The sequence below is a fragment of the Streptomyces sp. CB00455 genome (genome assembly GCF_001905445.1).
GTDB lineage: Bacteria > Actinomycetota > Actinomycetes > Streptomycetales > Streptomycetaceae > Streptomyces.
Map to the genome: position 1 here is coordinate 1277490 of NZ_LIVQ01000001.1, position 17072 is coordinate 1294561.

14 protein-coding genes and 1 riboswitch are annotated in these 17072 nt (G+C 75.1%); of the genes, 6 read left to right on the forward strand and 8 right to left on the reverse strand.

Annotated elements, in window-relative coordinates; all coding sequences use genetic code 11:
- Positions 1-371 precede the first annotated feature (371 nt).
- From AMK16_RS38045 to AMK16_RS05820, 3 genes are all read right to left on the reverse strand, one after another.
- Positions 372-971, reverse strand: coding sequence for an acyltransferase (locus AMK16_RS38045; protein WP_073909340.1), 600 nt, complete (start codon positions 969-971; stop codon positions 372-374).
- 179 nt (positions 972-1150) lie between these two features.
- Positions 1151-1582, reverse strand: coding sequence for a YjbQ family protein (locus tag AMK16_RS05815; protein ID WP_073909343.1), 432 nt, complete (start codon positions 1580-1582; stop codon positions 1151-1153).
- A 232-nt stretch (positions 1583-1814) separates the two neighbouring features.
- Complete coding sequence (locus tag AMK16_RS05820) at positions 1815-4151, reverse strand: MMPL family transporter (protein WP_242438601.1); 2337 nt, start codon at positions 4149-4151, stop codon at positions 1815-1817.
- A gap of 146 nt (positions 4152-4297) precedes the next feature.
- Here AMK16_RS05820 and AMK16_RS05825 point away from each other — a divergent pair, with 146 nt between their 5' ends.
- Both AMK16_RS05825 and AMK16_RS05830 read left to right on the forward strand, forming a co-directional pair.
- On the forward strand, positions 4298-5644 hold the full coding sequence (locus AMK16_RS05825) for a sensor histidine kinase (RefSeq protein ID WP_079191330.1): 1347 nt from the start codon (positions 4298-4300) through the stop codon (positions 5642-5644).
- On the forward strand, positions 5644-6390 hold the full coding sequence (locus AMK16_RS05830; RefSeq protein WP_079191331.1) for a response regulator: 747 nt from the start codon (positions 5644-5646) through the stop codon (positions 6388-6390). The genes AMK16_RS05825 and AMK16_RS05830 overlap by 1 nt, the downstream gene beginning before the upstream one ends.
- A gap of 83 nt (positions 6391-6473) precedes the next feature.
- Here AMK16_RS05830 and AMK16_RS05835 read toward each other — a convergent pair whose 3' ends face one another.
- A complete protein-coding gene (locus tag AMK16_RS05835) occupies positions 6474-7520 on the reverse strand; it encodes a phosphatidylinositol-specific phospholipase C domain-containing protein (RefSeq protein ID WP_073909346.1) in 1047 nt (348 codons plus the stop codon).
- A gap of 200 nt (positions 7521-7720) precedes the next feature.
- On the opposite strand from AMK16_RS05835, the gene AMK16_RS05840 reads away from it, so the two are divergent.
- Complete coding sequence (locus AMK16_RS05840; RefSeq protein ID WP_073909348.1) at positions 7721-8665, forward strand: trypsin-like serine peptidase; 945 nt, start codon at positions 7721-7723, stop codon at positions 8663-8665.
- A gap of 103 nt (positions 8666-8768) precedes the next feature.
- On the opposite strand, the gene AMK16_RS05845 is transcribed toward AMK16_RS05840, so the two are convergent.
- Positions 8769-9719 (reverse strand): oxidoreductase, encoded by a 951-nt coding sequence (locus AMK16_RS05845; RefSeq protein ID WP_073909351.1) that lies wholly within the window; start codon positions 9717-9719, stop codon positions 8769-8771.
- Between the two features lie 154 nt (positions 9720-9873).
- On the opposite strand from AMK16_RS05845, the gene cbiE reads away from it, so the two are divergent.
- From cbiE to AMK16_RS05860, 3 genes are read left to right on the forward strand one after another with little or no spacing between them, the layout of a single operon-like run.
- The gene (cbiE, locus tag AMK16_RS05850) at positions 9874-11226 is read left to right on the forward strand and encodes a precorrin-6y C5,15-methyltransferase (decarboxylating) subunit CbiE (protein WP_079191332.1); all 1353 of its coding nucleotides are present in this window, start codon (positions 9874-9876) and stop codon (positions 11224-11226) included.
- A complete protein-coding gene (gene cobM, locus AMK16_RS05855) occupies positions 11223-11972 on the forward strand; it encodes a precorrin-4 C(11)-methyltransferase (RefSeq protein WP_073909353.1) in 750 nt (249 codons plus the stop codon). The genes cbiE and cobM overlap by 4 nt, the downstream gene beginning before the upstream one ends.
- On the forward strand, positions 11962-12738 hold the full coding sequence (locus AMK16_RS05860; RefSeq protein WP_073909356.1) for a cobalt-precorrin-6A reductase: 777 nt from the start codon (positions 11962-11964) through the stop codon (positions 12736-12738). The genes cobM and AMK16_RS05860 overlap by 11 nt, the downstream gene beginning before the upstream one ends.
- 121 nt (positions 12739-12859) lie before the next feature.
- On the opposite strand, the gene AMK16_RS05865 is transcribed toward AMK16_RS05860, so the two are convergent.
- From AMK16_RS05865 to cobG, 3 genes are read right to left on the reverse strand one after another with little or no spacing between them, the layout of a single operon-like run.
- Positions 12860-14359, reverse strand: coding sequence for a precorrin-2 C(20)-methyltransferase (locus tag AMK16_RS05865; RefSeq protein WP_073909358.1), 1500 nt, complete (start codon positions 14357-14359; stop codon positions 12860-12862).
- Positions 14356-15003: a precorrin-8X methylmutase gene (locus tag AMK16_RS05870; protein WP_073909361.1), complete on the reverse strand. Its 648-nt coding sequence runs from the start codon at positions 15001-15003 to the stop codon at positions 14356-14358. The genes AMK16_RS05865 and AMK16_RS05870 overlap by 4 nt, the downstream gene beginning before the upstream one ends.
- Positions 15000-16349 (reverse strand): precorrin-3B synthase, encoded by a 1350-nt coding sequence (gene cobG / locus AMK16_RS05875; protein WP_242438603.1) that lies wholly within the window; start codon positions 16347-16349, stop codon positions 15000-15002. The genes AMK16_RS05870 and cobG overlap by 4 nt, the downstream gene beginning before the upstream one ends.
- 593 nt (positions 16350-16942) lie before the next feature.
- Positions 16943-17069, forward strand: a riboswitch (cobalamin riboswitch).
- Positions 17070-17072: the final 3 nt, after the last annotated feature.

The window sequence follows — 17072 nt, forward strand, 5'->3', positions numbered from 1 at the left end:
CTCCAACACGCCTACCCCCTCTGATCGCTCCCCGGACGGACCTGGCGGACCACTCCACGGAGGGGAATCGCGCATGACGGCGCCCGTGCGCACGGCGGCATCCCGCCCCGGCACGAGCCGTCCGACGGCTGCCGTCTGGATCCCCCCAGCGATGCCCCGGACCGGGACACGCGTGGACGGTCGGCGTCCCGCGGGCGCGCTGCGCACGCCTGCCACGCCACCGCCGACGATGCCCTCGTCGCGTACAACCCCCCACTGATCAGCGCCTGTTGGCTGCTCAGTTCCCGCTCAACAGGGACACGGTATGCCTACGGATGTTCGTTGATTGTCCTTTTGAGGAAATGCCGCCGACCCAAGTTGTCGGCGTCCCGTCAAGCGCGCTCGAAGAGTGCGCCCTCCTTCTCGTCGTGCAGCGTGCCGGTGCGCGGGCACTCCCACACGCCCGGCTCGCCCTCGCGCTCCACCAGCCGCACCCCGGCCCGGCCCACCCAGCCGATCCGCCGGGCGGGCACCCCCGCCACGAGGGCGAAGTCCGGCACGTCGCGGGAGACCACCGCACCGGCCGCGACCAGCGCCCAGCGGCCGACGTGCACCCCGGCCACGCACACCGAGCGGGCCCCGAGCGAGGCCCCCTCGCCCACGACGACCCCGGCGGGTTCCCAGTCGCCGTCGCCCTTGCGGCGGCCGTCCGGTTCCACGGCGCGCGGGTAGAAGTCGTTGGTGAGCACCACCGCCGGGCCGATGAACACCCCGTCGCCGAGCACGGCGGGCTCGTACACGAGGGCGTAGTTCTGCAGCTTGACGTGGTCCCCGATCCGCACGCCCGGCCCGACGTACGCCCCGCGCCCCACGATGCACCCGCGGCCGAGCCGGGCCCCCTCCCGGATCTGCGCCAGTTCCCAGACGGTGGTCCCCTCACCGAGCTCGGCGGTCCCGTCGACCTGGGAGGTGGGCTGTATGCGGACACTCACGAGGCGTTCCCCTTACGGTTCGCGGGGCGTACGGAGGCGTGTGCGTATGACGGAGGCGTGTGCGTACGACGGAGGCGTGTGCGTACGTACGTGCGGCCCGAGCATATGCGCCGGCGGACCGGACCGCCGGTTGATCAACCAACCTTTCACGCACCCGACTTGAGGAAGCGGGGCCGCCCTCAGCCCAGGAAGCTCAGGCGCACCTGACGGTCCGGGTTGTCCTTGTTGGTGTCGACCAGGCACACCGACTGCCAGGTGCCGAGGGCGAGCCGGCCGGCGACGACCGGGAGCGTGGCGTGCGGCGGGAGGAAGGCCGGCAGGACGTGGTCGCGGCCGTGGCCGGGGCTGCCGTGGCGGTGGCGCCACCGGTCGTCGGCGGGCAGCAGCGAGGCCAGCGCCCCGAGCAGGTCCTCGTCGCTGCCCGCGCCGGTCTCGATGACGGCGATGCCGGCGGTGGCGTGCGGGACGAAGACGTTCAGCAGGCCGTCGCCGCCGGCAGCGGCCTCGCCGAGGAAGTCCTCGCAGGCACGGGTCAGGTCGGTCACGGTCTCCTGGCTGCCGGTGGCCAGCCGCAGGACCGTGGTGCGGAAGGGCTGCGCGTGATCGCTCATCGGCCCATCCTTCCCCACCGGTGCGGCCGGCCGCCACGGCTCCCCCGGGTGTCGTGGCACGTTTCGCCCCTGCGGCCCGCCCGGTGAAACCCGATCGCGTGTGCGGCGTGAGAAGGGCGGACCGCCGCGCCCCACCCGGGCGCCCTGGGTGAGGACGAGTACGAGCAGCATGAGAGTCCCGCGGCCGGCCGGACGCGGCCGCATGAAGCCGGCCGCACGCTGCCGGGCGCGTTCAGTCGACGGACACGCGGTCCCCGTACGGCCGGGCGTCGGCCGGCAGCTCGCTGCGCCGGCGGCCCGGGGCACGGCCGGGGCGGACCGGCCACCAGGTGCTACGGCCCAGGAGCGCGGCGAGCGCCGGCACCAGCACGATGGACAGGACGAAGGCGGAGAGCATGATGCCGAGCCCCGTCGCGAAGCCGATCTGCTGGGTGGAAGGCGCCGAGTTGACGGCGAGGCTGCCGAAGGAGGCGGCCAGGACCACGCCCGCCGTGGCGATGGCGGGGGCGGTGTGCCGCACGGCGCGGGCGACGGCGGCGCGGGCCGGCCCGGGGCGCTCCATCTCCTCTCGGATGCGGTCGCTGATCAGGATGTTGTAGTCGGTGCCGAGGGCCACGACGAAGAGGAACAGCACCAGTGGCAGGACGAAGTTGACGCCCGGCTTGTCGAGCAGGTGCTGGAAGAAGAGCGCGGAGGCGCCGAGCGTGGCGGCGAAGCCCAGGCCGACGGCGACCATGAGGATGACCGGCGCGACCAGACTGCGCAGCAGCACGAGCAGGATGAGGGCGATCAGCACGGCGGCGACCGGGAAGACGATCCTGAGGTCGTGGCCCACGGCGGTGGAGATGTCCGCGAATATCGCCGCCGTGCCGCCGACATGGGCTTGCAGTCCCGGGGGCGTGTGGGCGGCGACGGTCTCACGCAGGGGGCCGGCGACCAGGTCGCGGGCCTGCTGGGACTGGCTGTCCACGGTGAGATAGAGGTCGATGCGGACGGCGTCGGCCTCCTCGTTCAGGGTGACCCCGCCGACCTGGCCGACGCCTTCGACCTCGGCGAGGGCCGCGGGCAGCGTGCCCACCGCCTCGGCGGTGAGGGCGCCGCCGTCCCGGGCCGTGACGTAGACGGTGGCCGGGTCGGACACACCGGCGGGCAGCGCGCGGGAGATCTCGGCGGAGGTGGTGGCGGCTGGGGTGTCGTGGGACCCCGCACTCTGGCCGAAGTCCATCCGCAGGCCGGCCAGCCCGGCCGCCAGTGCGCCGAGCAGGGCGACGGAGGCCAGGACCAGCGTGAGCGGGCGGCGGGCGACCAGGCCGCCGAGACGGGCGGCCGTGCCGGGGCGGGGCTCGCGGCGAAGGGAGCGGGAGGGCCAGAACATCTTCCGGCCGGCGACCGCGAGCAGCGCGGGCATCACGGTGAGGCTGGCGAGCAGCATGACGAGTACCGAGACCGCGATGGCGGGACCTAGCACCCGGAACTGCCCGAAGGTCGCGACGCCGAGGGTGGCGAAAGCGGCCACGATGGTGAGCGCGGCGGAGGTGATCGCGGTGCCCACCCGCGCGCTGACCTCGGCCGACACGGTGCGCGCGGGTGCGTCGGGGCGGGCCCGCAGCTCCTCGCGGAAGCGGAAGAGGAGGAAGAGGAAGTAGTCGACGCCGATGCCGATCAGCACGACGCCGATCATGCTGGGGGTGGAGGTGTCGAGCGTGATGCCGGTGAGCATGGCGGCGCCCACGACCACACCCGCGGCCGCGCCGCCGATGACGACGACCGCGAACAACGGGACGAAGGCGGCGAGCGCGCTGCGGAACACCAGGACGTTGATCAGCACGATCAGGCCCGTCATCAGCAGTCCGACGATCAGCTGGGTGGTCTTCTCGGCTTCGGCGGTGTCCACGAGGTCGGCCAGGCCACCGGTGAAGCCGGTGCGCATCCCGGCCTCGGCGAACACGTCCTTCGCGTGGTCGCGGAAGGCGCGGTAGAGGTCGTGCAGCCGGGGGTCCGTCGCGTTGCCGGTCAGCTGGACGGAGAGCAGCTCGAAGCCGCCGCCGGGCGCGGTCATGGCGGGACTGACCTTCGGAGTCTGGGAGTAGTCCTGGGTCAGGAAGTCCGGGAGCTCCTCGCCCTCCTCGGGGTCGGGCATCGACACGTGCCGGCTGCCCAGCTGTCCGGCGAGGGCGCCGACCCGCAGGTGGTCGGCGTCCGTGAGCGGTTTGCCGTCGGCGCGGGCGACCAGCACGGTCACGGCGTTGGCGTCGGGCTTCACCCCGAAATGGTCCTCTGCGATTTCCAGGGCGGCGGCGGAGTCGTACCGGGCGGGCAGGAAGTCGCCGCTCTGCGTCTGGGTGACGCGGAAGATCAGCGCCTGGCCGAGCACGGAAAGGAAGATGCCCAGTACCGCCCACAGGGCGATGACCTTCCAGGGATTGCGGGTGGAGAACCCGGTCAGGGCGCGGATCACATCGTCCTCCGGCAGTGGGTGGGCGGCCGGGTCCTCCCGGCCGTTGTCCAGCTCATCAGCGCGGACGGCCCGGATCGTCCGGAGGCGGGACGAGAAGGCGGATGGGAGCACGGGCCGGGTGCGGCCGCCGGCCAGGACCCTGGTCCTGGTCCGGCATCGGTCCGGGGACCCGGGCCGGGAGCCGGCTCCGGTGTCAGAATGGCTCGTGAGACGACGGTCGCGCCGCACCGGCGGCAGCGGCCGGGGGGAGGACGACCATGCCGACGACGAGCCCTGCTTCCGGGGCCTCCGGGTCCCCGGAAGGCCCGAAGTCCGCGGAGGATTCAGGGGGTCCGACGGCTCCTACGGCATCGGGGACTGCAGGGGGCTCCGGCACGACCGGAGCGCCGCCGCGCGGCGACGCGCTGCCGTGGACGCGCAACGACGCGCTGGTCGCGGTCGGGGCGGCGGTGGTGGACCTGATCGGTTTCACGCTCACCATCCATGACGAGCAGGGGACGGTCCCCGCGGCCGGCTGCGTGCTCCTGGTGGTGTCCGCGCTGCCGCTGCTGGTGCGCCGCCGCATGCCGGCCCTGGTGCTCGCGGCAGTCCTGCTGCTCGGCCTGGTGCTGAACCTGAACATGCCGGTGGGCCAGCATTTCAACACCACGGCCGTGGTGGCCCTCTACACGGTCGTACGGTCCCGCGGACCGGTCGTGTCGGCTCTGGCGACGCTCGCGTCCGTCGCGACACCGCTGGCCGCGCAGACGTCGTGGCCGCCGAGGATCGTCGACGTGGTGGGCAACGGCGCCGCCGGGGCGATCGTGGTCGTCACCGCGACCGTGGTCAGCCGATGGCAGCGGGACATCGAGGCCAACCGCCGGCTGCTCGCGGACCGCGCGGTGGCCGATGAACGGCGCCGCATCGCGCGGGAGTTGCACGACATCGTGGCGCACCACATCACCACCATGCAGCTGATGGCCGGAGGCGCCCGGGCCAACCTCGCGCGCGACCCGGAGGTGGTCAGGGAGGCCCTGGTCACGCTGGAGGGATCAGGACGGATGGCCTTGCGCGAGATGCGGCAGCTGCTGGACGTACTGCGTGCCGGGGACGAGATGGAAGAGGCGCCGACCGCCCCGCAGCCCGGTGTCGGGGACCTGGGCCGGATCGTCGACGAGTCGTGCCGGGCCGGCCTGCCCACCGCGCTCGACCTTCGGGGCGAGGAACGCCCGCTGCCGCCCAGCGTGGGCCTGACCGTGTTCCGCATCGTGCAGGAGGCGCTGACCAACGCGCGCAAGTACGCGGGCGGGGCGCGGGCGACCGTACGGCTGACGTACGGACCCGACGCGGTGGCCGTGGACGTGTCGGACGACGGTGGGGGCGAGGACGGCGGTCTCGCCGGGGCCGGGGCCGTGACCGCAAGCGCATCCGGAGCCGGTTCCGCAGCTCACGGGTCCGTAGCCGGGGTCGCGGCGCGGTCGGGCGCGGGGCCGGGGTACGGCTTGATCGGGATGCGGGAGCGGGTCGCACTGCACGGCGGGACGCTCGTGACCGGCCCGCTGGACGGCGGGGGTTTCCTGGTGTCGGCCTCGCTGCCGCTCAAGGCCGACGGGGCGGTGCTGTGATGAGCCGCACGCAGCAGAACGCGACCGCCGGACCGGCGGAAGAACCGGCGGAGGGGCCGCCCGGTGAACCGGCGGGCGGCCGGCCGATCAGGGTGCTGATCGCGGACGACCAGCCGCTGGTGCGCCGCGGTCTGGCGCTCATCCTCGGGCCCGACCCGGCCTTCGAGGTGGTGGGCGAAGCCGGCGATGGGGCGCAGGCGGTGGACCTCGCGCACCGGCTTCGGCCCGACGTCGTCGTGATGGACATCCGGATGCCGGTGCTGGACGGGGTCGCCGCGACCGGCCGGCTGGCGCGCGAGCTGCCCGGGTGCCGGGTGCTGGCGCTGAGCACCTTCGACATGGACGAATACGTGGTGGCCGCACTGCGGGCGGGTGCCTTCGGGTTCCTGCCCAAGGACATCTCACCGGAGGAGCTGGTGGCCGCGGTGCGGGTGGTGCACACCGGGGAGGCCGCGGTCGCGCCCCGGCTGCTGACCCGGCTGATCTCCACGTACGTCCGGGCCCCGCAGCGTCCGCGCCCGCCGGTCGCGCGAGCGGGCGAGCTCACGCCGCGCGAGCTGGAGGTTTGGCGCCTGATGGCCTCGGGCTTCGACAACGCCGCGATCGCCCGGTCCATGGACATCAGCGTGTCGACCGTGAAGAACCACATCACCAGCGTCTTCGGCAAGCTGGGCGTGCGGGACCGTGCCCAGGCCGTCATCGCCGCGTACGAGACGGGCCTGGTCGAGGTCGGCGGCGGGGGGTAGCTGCCGTACCGCCGGGGCCGCGCCCCGCGGCACGCGCAGGCGGGACGCGCGACAGGACGGCAGGCCCGGCGGGAAGGCGGCGGTCAGCCGCGCGGCACGACCGTCCCCAGCACCTGGGGCAGCGGGTACCAGTCGGCGGAGACGATGGAGGCGTGCCGTCCGGCGAGGAGGGCGAGGCGGTCACGGGCCTGCGCCTCGGTCGGGTGCGTGGAGTCGATGGCCGGGGTGACGTTGTGGGCGTCGGTGGCGATCAGCAGGTAGTGGTTGCGGTCGTACCAGCCGGTGTCGACGGAGCCCGAGGCGTAGGTGCTCGCGTCCCCGTCGAAGACGACGAACCAGGGGCGCAGGGAGGCGTCGGCGTAGCGGACGCGCGGGTCGCCCGCCTCGGCCCGGTGCACGGCCGGGAAGGCGGCGGCCTGGCCGAGCCGGCCCTGGGCGGCGAGTGAGCGCAGGTGGGTGGCGTACTCCCGGTCGGTCCACAGAGTGTCAGAACTGTTGCCCTCCTCCAGGGTGCCGGGGATCAGCTCCACGATGAACTTTCCGGCCAGGGCGGCGCGACTCGGCCATGCTCCGGCGCGGGCGGCGGTGTCGAGGTCGAGGCGGCCGGCGGCCAGCTCGCCGGGGCGGTAGACGGCGCCACCGAGCCCGGCGTTCAGCAGGGCGTCCAGCTCGGCCGGCCCGCGTCCGAGGTTGGCGGCGAATCCGTCCTTGAGTTCCAGTTTGAGGATGACGGGCCGGTGGCCGGGGTGGGCCTCGTGCCAGCTGCGGATGTCGGCAAGGCAGCCCGCCAGGTTCTGGTTGCGGGACTTGGTGCGCAGCTGGGCCGGGCTGGTGGCGTTCTCGCAGTTGTTGTCGTTGCCGAAGGGGTTGTCGTGGGAGACCCGCCAGGAGGTGCCGAAGAAGTTCGTCCACACGTCGAGTTCGAGCATGGCGGCGCCGGAGTCCAGCGCGTCGGCGAAGTAGGGGTACTTGGCCTTCTCGTAGGCGTTGTGCACGCCCACTCCGGTCGAGCCCGCGTAGGGCAGGCCGTCGGAGACACCCGCCGCGCCCGCGGGGGCCGTACCGAGCGCCAGGGCGACGGCCGCCGAAACCGCCGTCACCAGGCCCGCCATCCGGTTGCGCAATCTCATCCTGTCGGCTCCTGTCGGTCCTGTGGGGTTCAAGTCGCGCGCAGCGTAGGCGAGTTGGATGGACCACGGAAGACCGGGGAGTGTCGCGGAGGCGACCGGGGGCCGCTGTGAGAACGGACACGTCGGGTTTTCGGAACCCGGCCCCGTGCTCTCCCCCTCGAACGGAGAGTCGGACGCGTCTGCGGGGCGGGGAGTGCCACATGTTCACCAAGGTCAGCGGGCGGGTCGTACGGATCTGCGTGGTCCTCGCCGCCCTCGGCGTGCCGGCCGTCGCGGGCGGCACCTACCTCTGGGAGCTGCGCGGCATGGTGGCCCACCGTGCGGACGGGGACGCCGCCCAGGGCGTCTACCGGCAGGACCCCGAGCGCGCAGACCGGACGGCGGCCGCCGTGCTGGACGGCATCGCCCGTGAGGAACCGGACCCGCCGAAGGACGGCAGGGCCTTCGCCGACACCGGTCCGGCCGAGCGGTGGAGGTCCGGCGGCTGGCAGCCTTCCGAGCCGCTCCGGGCCCGGCCCGCGCCGGCCGAACCCGCCGTCGGGGCCCTCTTCTCGCCCGGTACCGACGGCGACCCCGACCACCACTGCTCGGCCGGTGTGGTGCACTCCCCCGGCGGCGACCTCGTCGCCACCGCCGCCCACTGCGTGTACTCGGGCGGCTTCCGCACGAACCTCGCCTTCGCCCCCGGCTACCACGACGGCGTGGCACCGTACGGGGTCTGGGTGCCCACCCGCATCGACGTGGACCGCCGCTGGAGCGAGGACCAGGACCCCGATCACGACGTCGCCTTCATCCGGCTGCGCCGCCCCGGCTACCCCGGTCAGCGGCTGGAGGACGTCACCGGGGGCCTGACGATCTCCTTCCGCCCCGAACTGCCCGCCCCGGCCCGGCTCGTGGGCTACCCGAACACCTCCGAGCAGCCGCTGGACTGCCGCAACACCGCCCGGGCCGCCGGCCCGGCGCAGCTGCGGTTCGACTGTGCGGACGTGCCCAACGGGACCAGTGGCGGACCGGTGCTGACGGACGGGCACACGCTGATCGGGCTGATCGGCGGCCGCGACGGCGGGGGTGACGACGAGACCTCGTACAGCAGCTACTTCGGCGACGACGTCCGGGTCCTGTACGAACGCGCCACGACGCCCTAGGTTGCGAGTTCTGCGGACGCATCCGGCAGTTCGGGCCGCGACGGCGGCGGCCTCGTCGCGGCGCTGTACCGACGGCGGCGCGGCGGCCCGGACATCCGGGGGATCAGCGCGGCAGGGAGGCGTAGGAGACGCGGGTGAGCTGTTCGGAGGCCGCCCAGAGCCGTTCGCCCGCCGTGTCGTCCAGGGTCCACCTCGCCCGCCAGGACGGCGCGGGCGCGCCGCGCCAGCCGAGCCGGGGCCCCACGAACGCGTCCGGCCGGACCCCCGGCGCGGTGGCCGCGTAGAGGGTGGGCAGCGCGCCGGAGGAAGCGGGCTGCGCGATGACCGTGTTGCCCAGTGCCATCACCCGGGAGGCGAGTCCGCGGCCTTCCTGGCCGGCGGCTCCCGCGTGCAGGTTGGTGGACGCGTAGCCCGGGTGGGCGGCGGCCGCCACGATGGAGGAGCCGGCGGCCCCGAAGCGCCGGGCCAGCTCGTGCGTGAAGAGCAGGTTGGCCGTTTTGGAACGGCCGTAGGCGACCCAGCGCCGGTAGCCGGGCTCGGCGCTGAGGGCGCCCGGGTCGTCGAGGTCGCCGGGGACCAGCTTTCCGAGGACGTGGAAACCGCTGGAGACGTTCACGATCCGGGCCCCAGGGGCGGCTGCCCTCAGCCTGGGCAGCAGCAGCCCGGTCAGCGCGAAGTGCCCCAGGTGGTTGACCCCGAACTGGGTCTCGAAACCGTCGGCGGTCCGCCCGTACGGCAGCGCCATCACACCGGCGTTGTTGACCAGCAGGTCCAGGGAGGCGTGACGCTGCCCGTACCCCTTCGCGAACTCCCGCACCGACGCCAGGTCGGCCAGGTCCAGGGCCGCGAACTCCACCTCTGCGCCCGGCACTTCGGAGCGCATCCGGACCTGGGCCGCCCGTCCGCGCGCGGCGCTGCGACAGGCCAGCACCACCCTCGCCCCGCGCCGTGCGAGTTCGCGGGCGGCGACGTAGCCGATCCCGCTGTTGGCCCCGGTGACGACGGCGGTCCGGCCGCTCTGGTCGGGGATGTTCGTGGCGTTCCAGCCGGGCATGGCAGCTCCCTCGCGAACGGTGGGTGACCGAGCGTAGACCTCCCGGGGCCAGGGGCGGCAGCGGGGGCCGCAGGGGCAGGCCAGTAGGCTGCGGGTCCGCCCCTTGTCCCTTCCCGTTCCGAGGTACCGCGCAGTGAGCTCCGCACCGCCCCCCATGCCCGTGACGGTCGTCGGCCTCGGCGCCGACGGCTGGGCCGGGCTCACCGCCGCCGCGCGGTCCGCGCTGACCTCCGCCGAGGTGCTGATCGGCGGGCCGCGCCAACTGGACCTGCTGCCCCCCGCCGAGTGCGCCGGTGAGCGGGTCGCCTGGCCGAGCCCCCTGCGGCCGGCCGTGCCGAAGCTGATCGCCGGGCACGCGGGCCGCCGGATCGCGGTGCTCGCCAGCGGCGACCCGATGTTCTACGGGATCGGCCGAGCCCTCGCCGAGGAGCTGGGCGCCGGGGCGCTGTGCGTCCACCCCCACCCCTCCTCCGTCTCCTACGCCTGCGCCCGTCTGGGCTGGCCGGTGGAGGACACCGAGGTCCTGACGGTCGTCGGCCGGCCGGTGGAGCGGATCGCCGCGGCGCTGTACGAGGGCCGGCGGGTGCTGGTGCTGAGCGCCGGGGCCGGCTCCCCGGGCGAGATCGCCGCCCTGCTGCGCGACCGGGGCTTCGGTCCCAGCCGGATCCGGGTGCTGGAGCAGCTCGGCTCGGAGCGGGAGGACGCGTACGAGGGCCTCGCCGAGAGCTGGGACCGGGCGCCGGGCGACCCGCTGAACGTGGTGGCCGTGGAGTGCCGCCGTGATCCCGCCCACCCGGCGCCCCGGCTCGGTGCGACCCCCGGCCTGCCGGACGCCGCGTACGAGCACGACGGACAGCTCACCAAGCGCCGCGTCCGGGCCGCGACCCTGTGCGCGCTGGCCCCGGCCCCCGGTGAGCTGCTGTGGGACGTCGGTGGCGGCTCCGGTTCCATCGGCATCGAGTGGATGCGGACGCACCCCTCGTGCCGGGCGGTGGCCGTGGAGCGCGTACCGGAGCGGGCGGAGCGGATCGCCCGCAACGCGGCGGCGCTCGGTGTGCCCGGGCTGCGCGTGGTGGTGGGCGCGGCGCCCGACGCGCTCATCGGCCTGCCGGCCCCCGATGCCGTGTTCATCGGCGGCGGGCTGACCGCGCCGGGGCTGCTGGATACGGCCTGGGCGGCGCTGGCCCCCGGCGGCCGGCTCGTGGTCAACACCGTCACCCTGGAGTCGGAGGCGGTCCTCACCGACCGCTACCGGCGCCACGGCGGCGAACTGGTCAAGCTCTCGGTGGCCCGCGCGGTACCGGTCGGCGGCTTCACGGGCTGGCGGCAGGCGATGCCGGTCACCCAGTGGTCGGTGACGAAGCCGGCGGCGCAGGACGGGGAGGACGCCGCACCCACGAAGCGCGCAGAGCCCGCGGAGTCCGCGGACACCGCGGAGCCGACGGAGCCGACGAAGCCCACGGGGCCGACGACGGCCCAGGACAACGAGGAGAAGGATCAGCCATGACCGTGTACTTCATCGGTGCGGGCCCCGGCGCCGCCGACCTGATCACGGTGCGCGGTGCCCGGACCCTGGCCGCCGCCCCGGTCTGCCTGTACGCGGGCAGCCTCGTCCCGCGCGAGCTGCTGGCCGAGTGCCCGCCGCACGCGCGGCTGGTCGACACCTCGCGGCTGAACCTGGACGAGATCATCGCCGAGTGCGTACGGGCGCACGAGCAGGGCCACGACGTGGCGCGGCTGCACTCCGGAGACCCGTCGGTCTTCAGCGCCGTCGCGGAGCAGATGCGGCGGCTCGACGCGGCGGGCATCGACTACGAGGTCGTCCCGGGGGTACCGGCTTTCGCCGCGGCGGCGGCGGCGCTGAAGCGGGAGCTGACCGTCCCCACCGTCGGCCAGACGGTGATCCTGACCCGCATCGCCCAGCAGGCCACCCCGATGCCGCCCGGCGAGGACCTGGCGACCCTGGGCCGCAGCGGCGCGCTGCTGGTCCTGCACCTGGCCACCCGGTACGTGGACCGCGTCGTCGCCGAACTGCTGCCGCACTACGGCGCCGAGTGCCCGGTGGCGGTGGTGGCGATGGCCAGCCGGCCCGACGAGCTGATCCTGCGCGGCACCCTGGCCGACATCGCGGGCCAGGTCAAGGAGGCGGGCCTGGTCCGTACCGCGGTCATCATGGTGGGCCGCACGCTGGGCGCGGAGCAGTTCCGCGACAGTCACCTGTACTCCCCCGAGCGCGACCGGCATGTCTGCTGAGTCCGGTCCCCGCCCCGGGAGCCACGTCCTGATCCTGGGGGGCACGACGGAGGCCCGGCAGCTCGCGCAGTCGCTGGCGGCCGAGCCCTCGTACCGGGTGACCTCCTCGCTCGCCGGCCGGGTCGCCTCGCCCGTGCTCCCGCCGGGCGGGACCCGCGTCGGAGGCTTCGGCGGCGCCGCGGGTCTCGCGGGCTGGATCGCCTGCAACGACGTCACCCACGTCGTCGACGCCACCCACCCCTTCGCAGAGCGGATGAGCTTCAACGCCGCCGGGGCGCGGGCCCTGACCGGTGTCCCCCTGCTGGCACTGCGCCGCCCCGGCTGGACGCCGCGGCCGGGCGACGCGTGGACCTTCGCGGACGGTCTGGAGGAAGCGGCCCGCCTGCTCCCCGATCTCGGCTCGCGGGCGTTCCTGACCACCGGCCGGACGGGCCTGCACACCTTCGCACACCTCACCGGGACCTGGTTCCTGGTGCGCTCGGTGGACCCCCCGGCCGCCCCGGCGCCGCCGCACCTGGAAGTCCTGCTGGCCCGCGGCCCGTTCACCCTCGCCGACGAGCGTGCGCTGCTGGCCCGCCACCGGATCGACCTCCTGGTCACCAAGGACAGCGGCGGCACGGCCACCGCGCCCAAGCTCACGGCCGCCCGCGAGGCGGGGGTCCCGGTGCTGGTCGTACGCCGCCCCCCGGTTCCGCAGGGCGTGCCGGAGGCCGCCACGGTGGCCGCGGCGCTGCGATGGCTCGGCGCCACCGGGCCCGCGCGGTAGGCCCGGCAGGCCCGGCAGGCCCGGTCAACGCGTCACGGGGCCGGGGCCGGGGGCGCCCGCCCCACGTCCCCGGCCCCGCTTCCCCGGCACCCGCCTCACGCGGTCGGGGTCACCGTCCCGGTCACGGGTAGCGGCGCGGCGTCCACGTGATCCGCGAGCCGTCCGCCCGTTCGGTGACCCGGGTCTGCGAGGAGCCGATCAGCAGGAGCGTGCGCATGTCCACCTCGGAGGGGTCCAGTTCGGCGAGCGTGAGCGTCCGCACCGACTGCCCAGGCCCGCCCACGTCGCGCGCGACGACCACCGGGGTCCCGGGCGAGCGCAGTTGCAGCAGCAGCTCGCGGGCCTGCGCCACCTGCCAGGTCCGGCTGCGCGAGCCGGGGTTGTACAGCGCGAGGACCAGGTCCGCCGCGGCGGCGGCCCGCAGCCGCTCCGCGATGACCTCCCAGGGCTTGAGCCGGTCCGAGAGGGAGATCGTCGCGTAGTCGTGGCCCAGCGGCGCGCCCGCCGCGGCGGCCGCCGCGTTGGCCGCGGTCACGCCCGGCAGGACCCGTACGGGCACGTCCTTGTACTCGGGCTGTCCGGCGACCTCCAGGACCGCGGTGGCCATGGCGAAGACCCCGGGGTCACCGCCGGACACCACGGCCACCCGGTGCCCGCGCCGGGCGAGGTCGAGGGCGAACTCGGCCCGCTCCGACTCCACCTTGTTGTCGGAGCCGTGCCGGATCTGGCCGGGCCTGACGGGCACCCGGTCCAGGTAGGTGGTGTAGCCGACGAGCACCTCCGCGTCGGCCAGCGCGCGCCGGGTCTCGGGGGTGAGCCACAGGGGGCCGGCCGGTCCGGTGCCGACGACGGCGACCTGTCCGGGGCCGGACGGCACACTGCCCGGGTTCCCGATGCGGCTGGGGACGACGGCGACGGCGAAGTACGGCACGGATCCCGGGTCCGTGTCGGCGAGGGCGCCGGTGCGCTCCCCGGCCATGGTGGCGCGCTCGACGTAGCGGGCCTCGGCGAGCCGGCCGCTCTTCTCCATCGCCGCGCGCACGGCGGGGAAGGTCCGGCCGAGTTTCATCACGACCGCCGAGTCGGTGGCGGCCAGGCGCGCGGTGAGCTCGTCCTCGGGCAGGGTGCCGGGGAGGATCGTCAGGACCTCCTCGCCCTCCACGAGCGGCGTGCCCAGCCGGGCGGCGGCGGCGCTGACGGAGGTGACGCCGGGGACCACCTCCGTCTCGTACCGGTCCGCGAGCCGCTTGTGCATGTGCATGTACGAGCTGTAGAAGAGCGGATCGCCCTCCGCCAGCACGGCGACGGTCCGTCCGGCGTCCAGGTGGGCGGCGAGACGGGCGGCGGCGGACTCGTAGAACTCCTCCATCGCCCCCTGGTAGCCGCCGGGGTGGTCGGTGGTCTCGGTGGTGACCGGGTAGACCAGCGGCTCTTCGACGTGGTCGGCGCGCAGGTGCTTCGCGGCGATCGAGCGGGCGATGGACCGGCCGTGGCGGGCGCTGTGGTAGGCCACGACGTCGGCTTCGGCGATCACCTCGACCGCGCGCAGGGTCATCAGGGACGGGTCGCCGGGCCCGAGCCCGACGCCGTAGAGGCGCCCCTTGGTCTCGGCGGCGCTCATTCGGCCACGCTCGCGATGGCGTTCACGGCGGCCGCGGCGATGGCGCTGCCGCCGCGCCGGCCGCGCACGATCAGGTGGTCGAGCGCGGACGGGTGCGCGGCGAGCGCGTCCTTGGATTCGGCGGCGCCGATGAAGCCGACGGGCACTCCGATGACGGCGGCGGGGCGCGGGGCGCCCTCCTCGATCATCTCCAGCAGCCGGAACAGCGCGGTGGGGGCGTTGCCGACGGCGATCACCGAGCCTTCCAGCAGGCCGCGGTCACGCCACAGTTCGAGGGCGGCGGCGCTGCGGGTGGTGCCCGTCTTCGCGGCCAGCCCCGGTACGGCCGGGTCGGAGAGCGTGCAGATCACCTCGTTGCCGGCGGGAAGCCGCTTGCGGGTGACGCCGCTGGCGACCATCTGCACGTCGCACAGGATCGGCGCGCCCGCCTCCAGGGCGGCGCGGGCCCGCAGCACCACCTCGGGCGTGTACCCGAGGTCCTGCGGGAGGTCGGTCATCCCGCAGGCGTGAATCATGCGCACCGCGACCTGGGCGACCGAGACGGGCAGCCCGGAGAGGTCCGCCTCGGCGCGGATCGTGGCAAAGGACTGGCGGTAGATCGCGGCGCCGTCCTTCTCGTACTCGAACACTGTGTACTCGCTCATTTCTTCACTGCGTCTGCGGATTCTTCAGGGGTGTTGCGCGCGGCCGCGAGGGCCTCGGAGAGGTCGGGGCGGTCGGGGTCGGGCGGCAGTTCCCGGCCGTGCACGGAGAGCCGGTACCCGTTCCCGGTGGCGACCGCGTCCACCCATGCGGTGCCCCGCGGGTGACCGCACCTGCGCTCGCAGCCGGACCAGTGCACGGGCAGCGTGCCGCGCGTCCGCCGTACGAGGGCGCGCGCGTCGGCGCGCACGTCGGCGAGGGACTTGGCGCAACCGGGCCTGCCCGTACAGGCGGTGACGGACCGCCAGGGGTCGTCGGGGGTGGTGACCAGACCGGCGCCGGCCAGTGCGGCGAGGGCGTCCCCGGCCGCGTGGCCGGGCAGGCCGACGACGACCACTCCGCGCCACGGCGTGAGGCGGATCCGGCCCGTGAGGCCGGCCAGGTGGGTCCACTGGTCCGCGGTGAGCCGGCCGAGGGGCGCCAGCACGCTGAGTGCGGCGGTGTCACCGGGCCCGGGCACGATGCCCGGCTCGGGCGGGCGCCCGGGCGCGGGGGCGGCGGCGGGCTCGGGAGCGGACGCGGGGGCGGACGCCGGCCCGGAAGTGGACGCGGGGGTCGCCCGGATGCCGGCGGCGGCCAGCCGGGACGTCAACCGCGTCCCGCAGAGGGCGTGTCCGGGCGGAAGCTCGGCCACGCGCCAGGCGCGGGTGCCGGCAGCCCGGACGGCGTCGAGGAAGTATTCGGCGGCCAGCAGCGCGGCCCTGGGGGCGTCGTGCGCGGCCACGAGCACGGCGTCGCGCGGGTCGCCGGTCCACAGCAGGGCCCGGCCGTCGTGCCGGGCGGCGAGGTTCACATCGGCGGCGAGGGAGACGACGTCGCCGCGACCGTCGTCGAGGGCGAAGAGGAACCGCCCGGACAGACCGGCGGCCGGTCCGCTCGCACACAGCAGCCGGTCCAGCTCGCAGACCCAGGGGGACACGTCGGGGAGCCCGCTGCGGTCGAGTCCGGTCAGCGGGGAAGCGACGATGTTGCGGACCCGTTCGTGGGTCGGCGCGGGAAGCAGCCCGGCACGCCCCAGCAGGTCCGCCAGTTCGCCGCCGCAGCTCTCGCCGAGACCGCGCAGCTGCACGTTGCCGCGCGAGGTGAGGTCGATGTGGCCGTCGCCGAGTCGCCGGGCGGCCTCGGCCAGCACCCGGGCCGCGCCGCCGTCGAGCAGGCCGCCGGGGATCCGGATCCGTGCCAGGTGGCCGTCGTCGGCCGCGTGCAGCCGCAGCGCGCCGGGGCAGGCGTCGCCGCGCTCCCGTATGACGGGTTCGTCCCGCGATGCGGCGGCAGGGGGCTGGGGCATGGCGGCGAGCATACCCACGATTCCCCTCCGCCGACCTGTGTCCGTCACCACCCCAACCCCTGCGACCAGCGCCCCAGCCCGGCGGCCCCGTCCGCCACCACCCCCTCCCCGCCCCCCGGAGGAAGTCCCGCGCCCCGGGGACGCCTCCCCGCGGCGACCGGAGGAAGTCCCGCGGCCGGGGACGCCTCCCCGCGGCGACCGGAGGAAGTCCCGCGGCCCGGGGCGCGGTCGCGGCACCGGCGCCGCACCCCCGCCCTCCGCGTCCGCCCGCCCCGGGGCGCCACAGCCCCGCGGCCCCGGCGGCGGTCGCCCGCGCCGCCCGCACCCCCGCTCCTGGCCTCAACACGGCTCCCAGGGGGTGTCTTGGGATGTCTTGACGCCCCGGGTCCGACCACGGCCGGGGAAAGTCCCTGGGCCCGGGGCGCGGTCGCGGCACCGGCGCCGCACCCCCGCCCCCCGCATCCGTCCGCCCGCACCCCCGCTCCCGGCCGGAACACGGCCCCCAGGGGGTGGCTTGGGGTGTCTTGGGATGTCTTGACGCCCCGGGCCCGACCCGACCGACGAGGCACCCCCTAGGATGGCTTTTGGCGGACCGTTCGGCCCGCCGTCGCCGAGGACGGCGACATGGGAGGAAGCCCGGTGAGATTCCGGCGCGGTCCCGCCACTGTGAACCCCGCGGAGCGATCGGCGGGGTGAGTCAGGAACTCCCGCTGTCCTCACTGC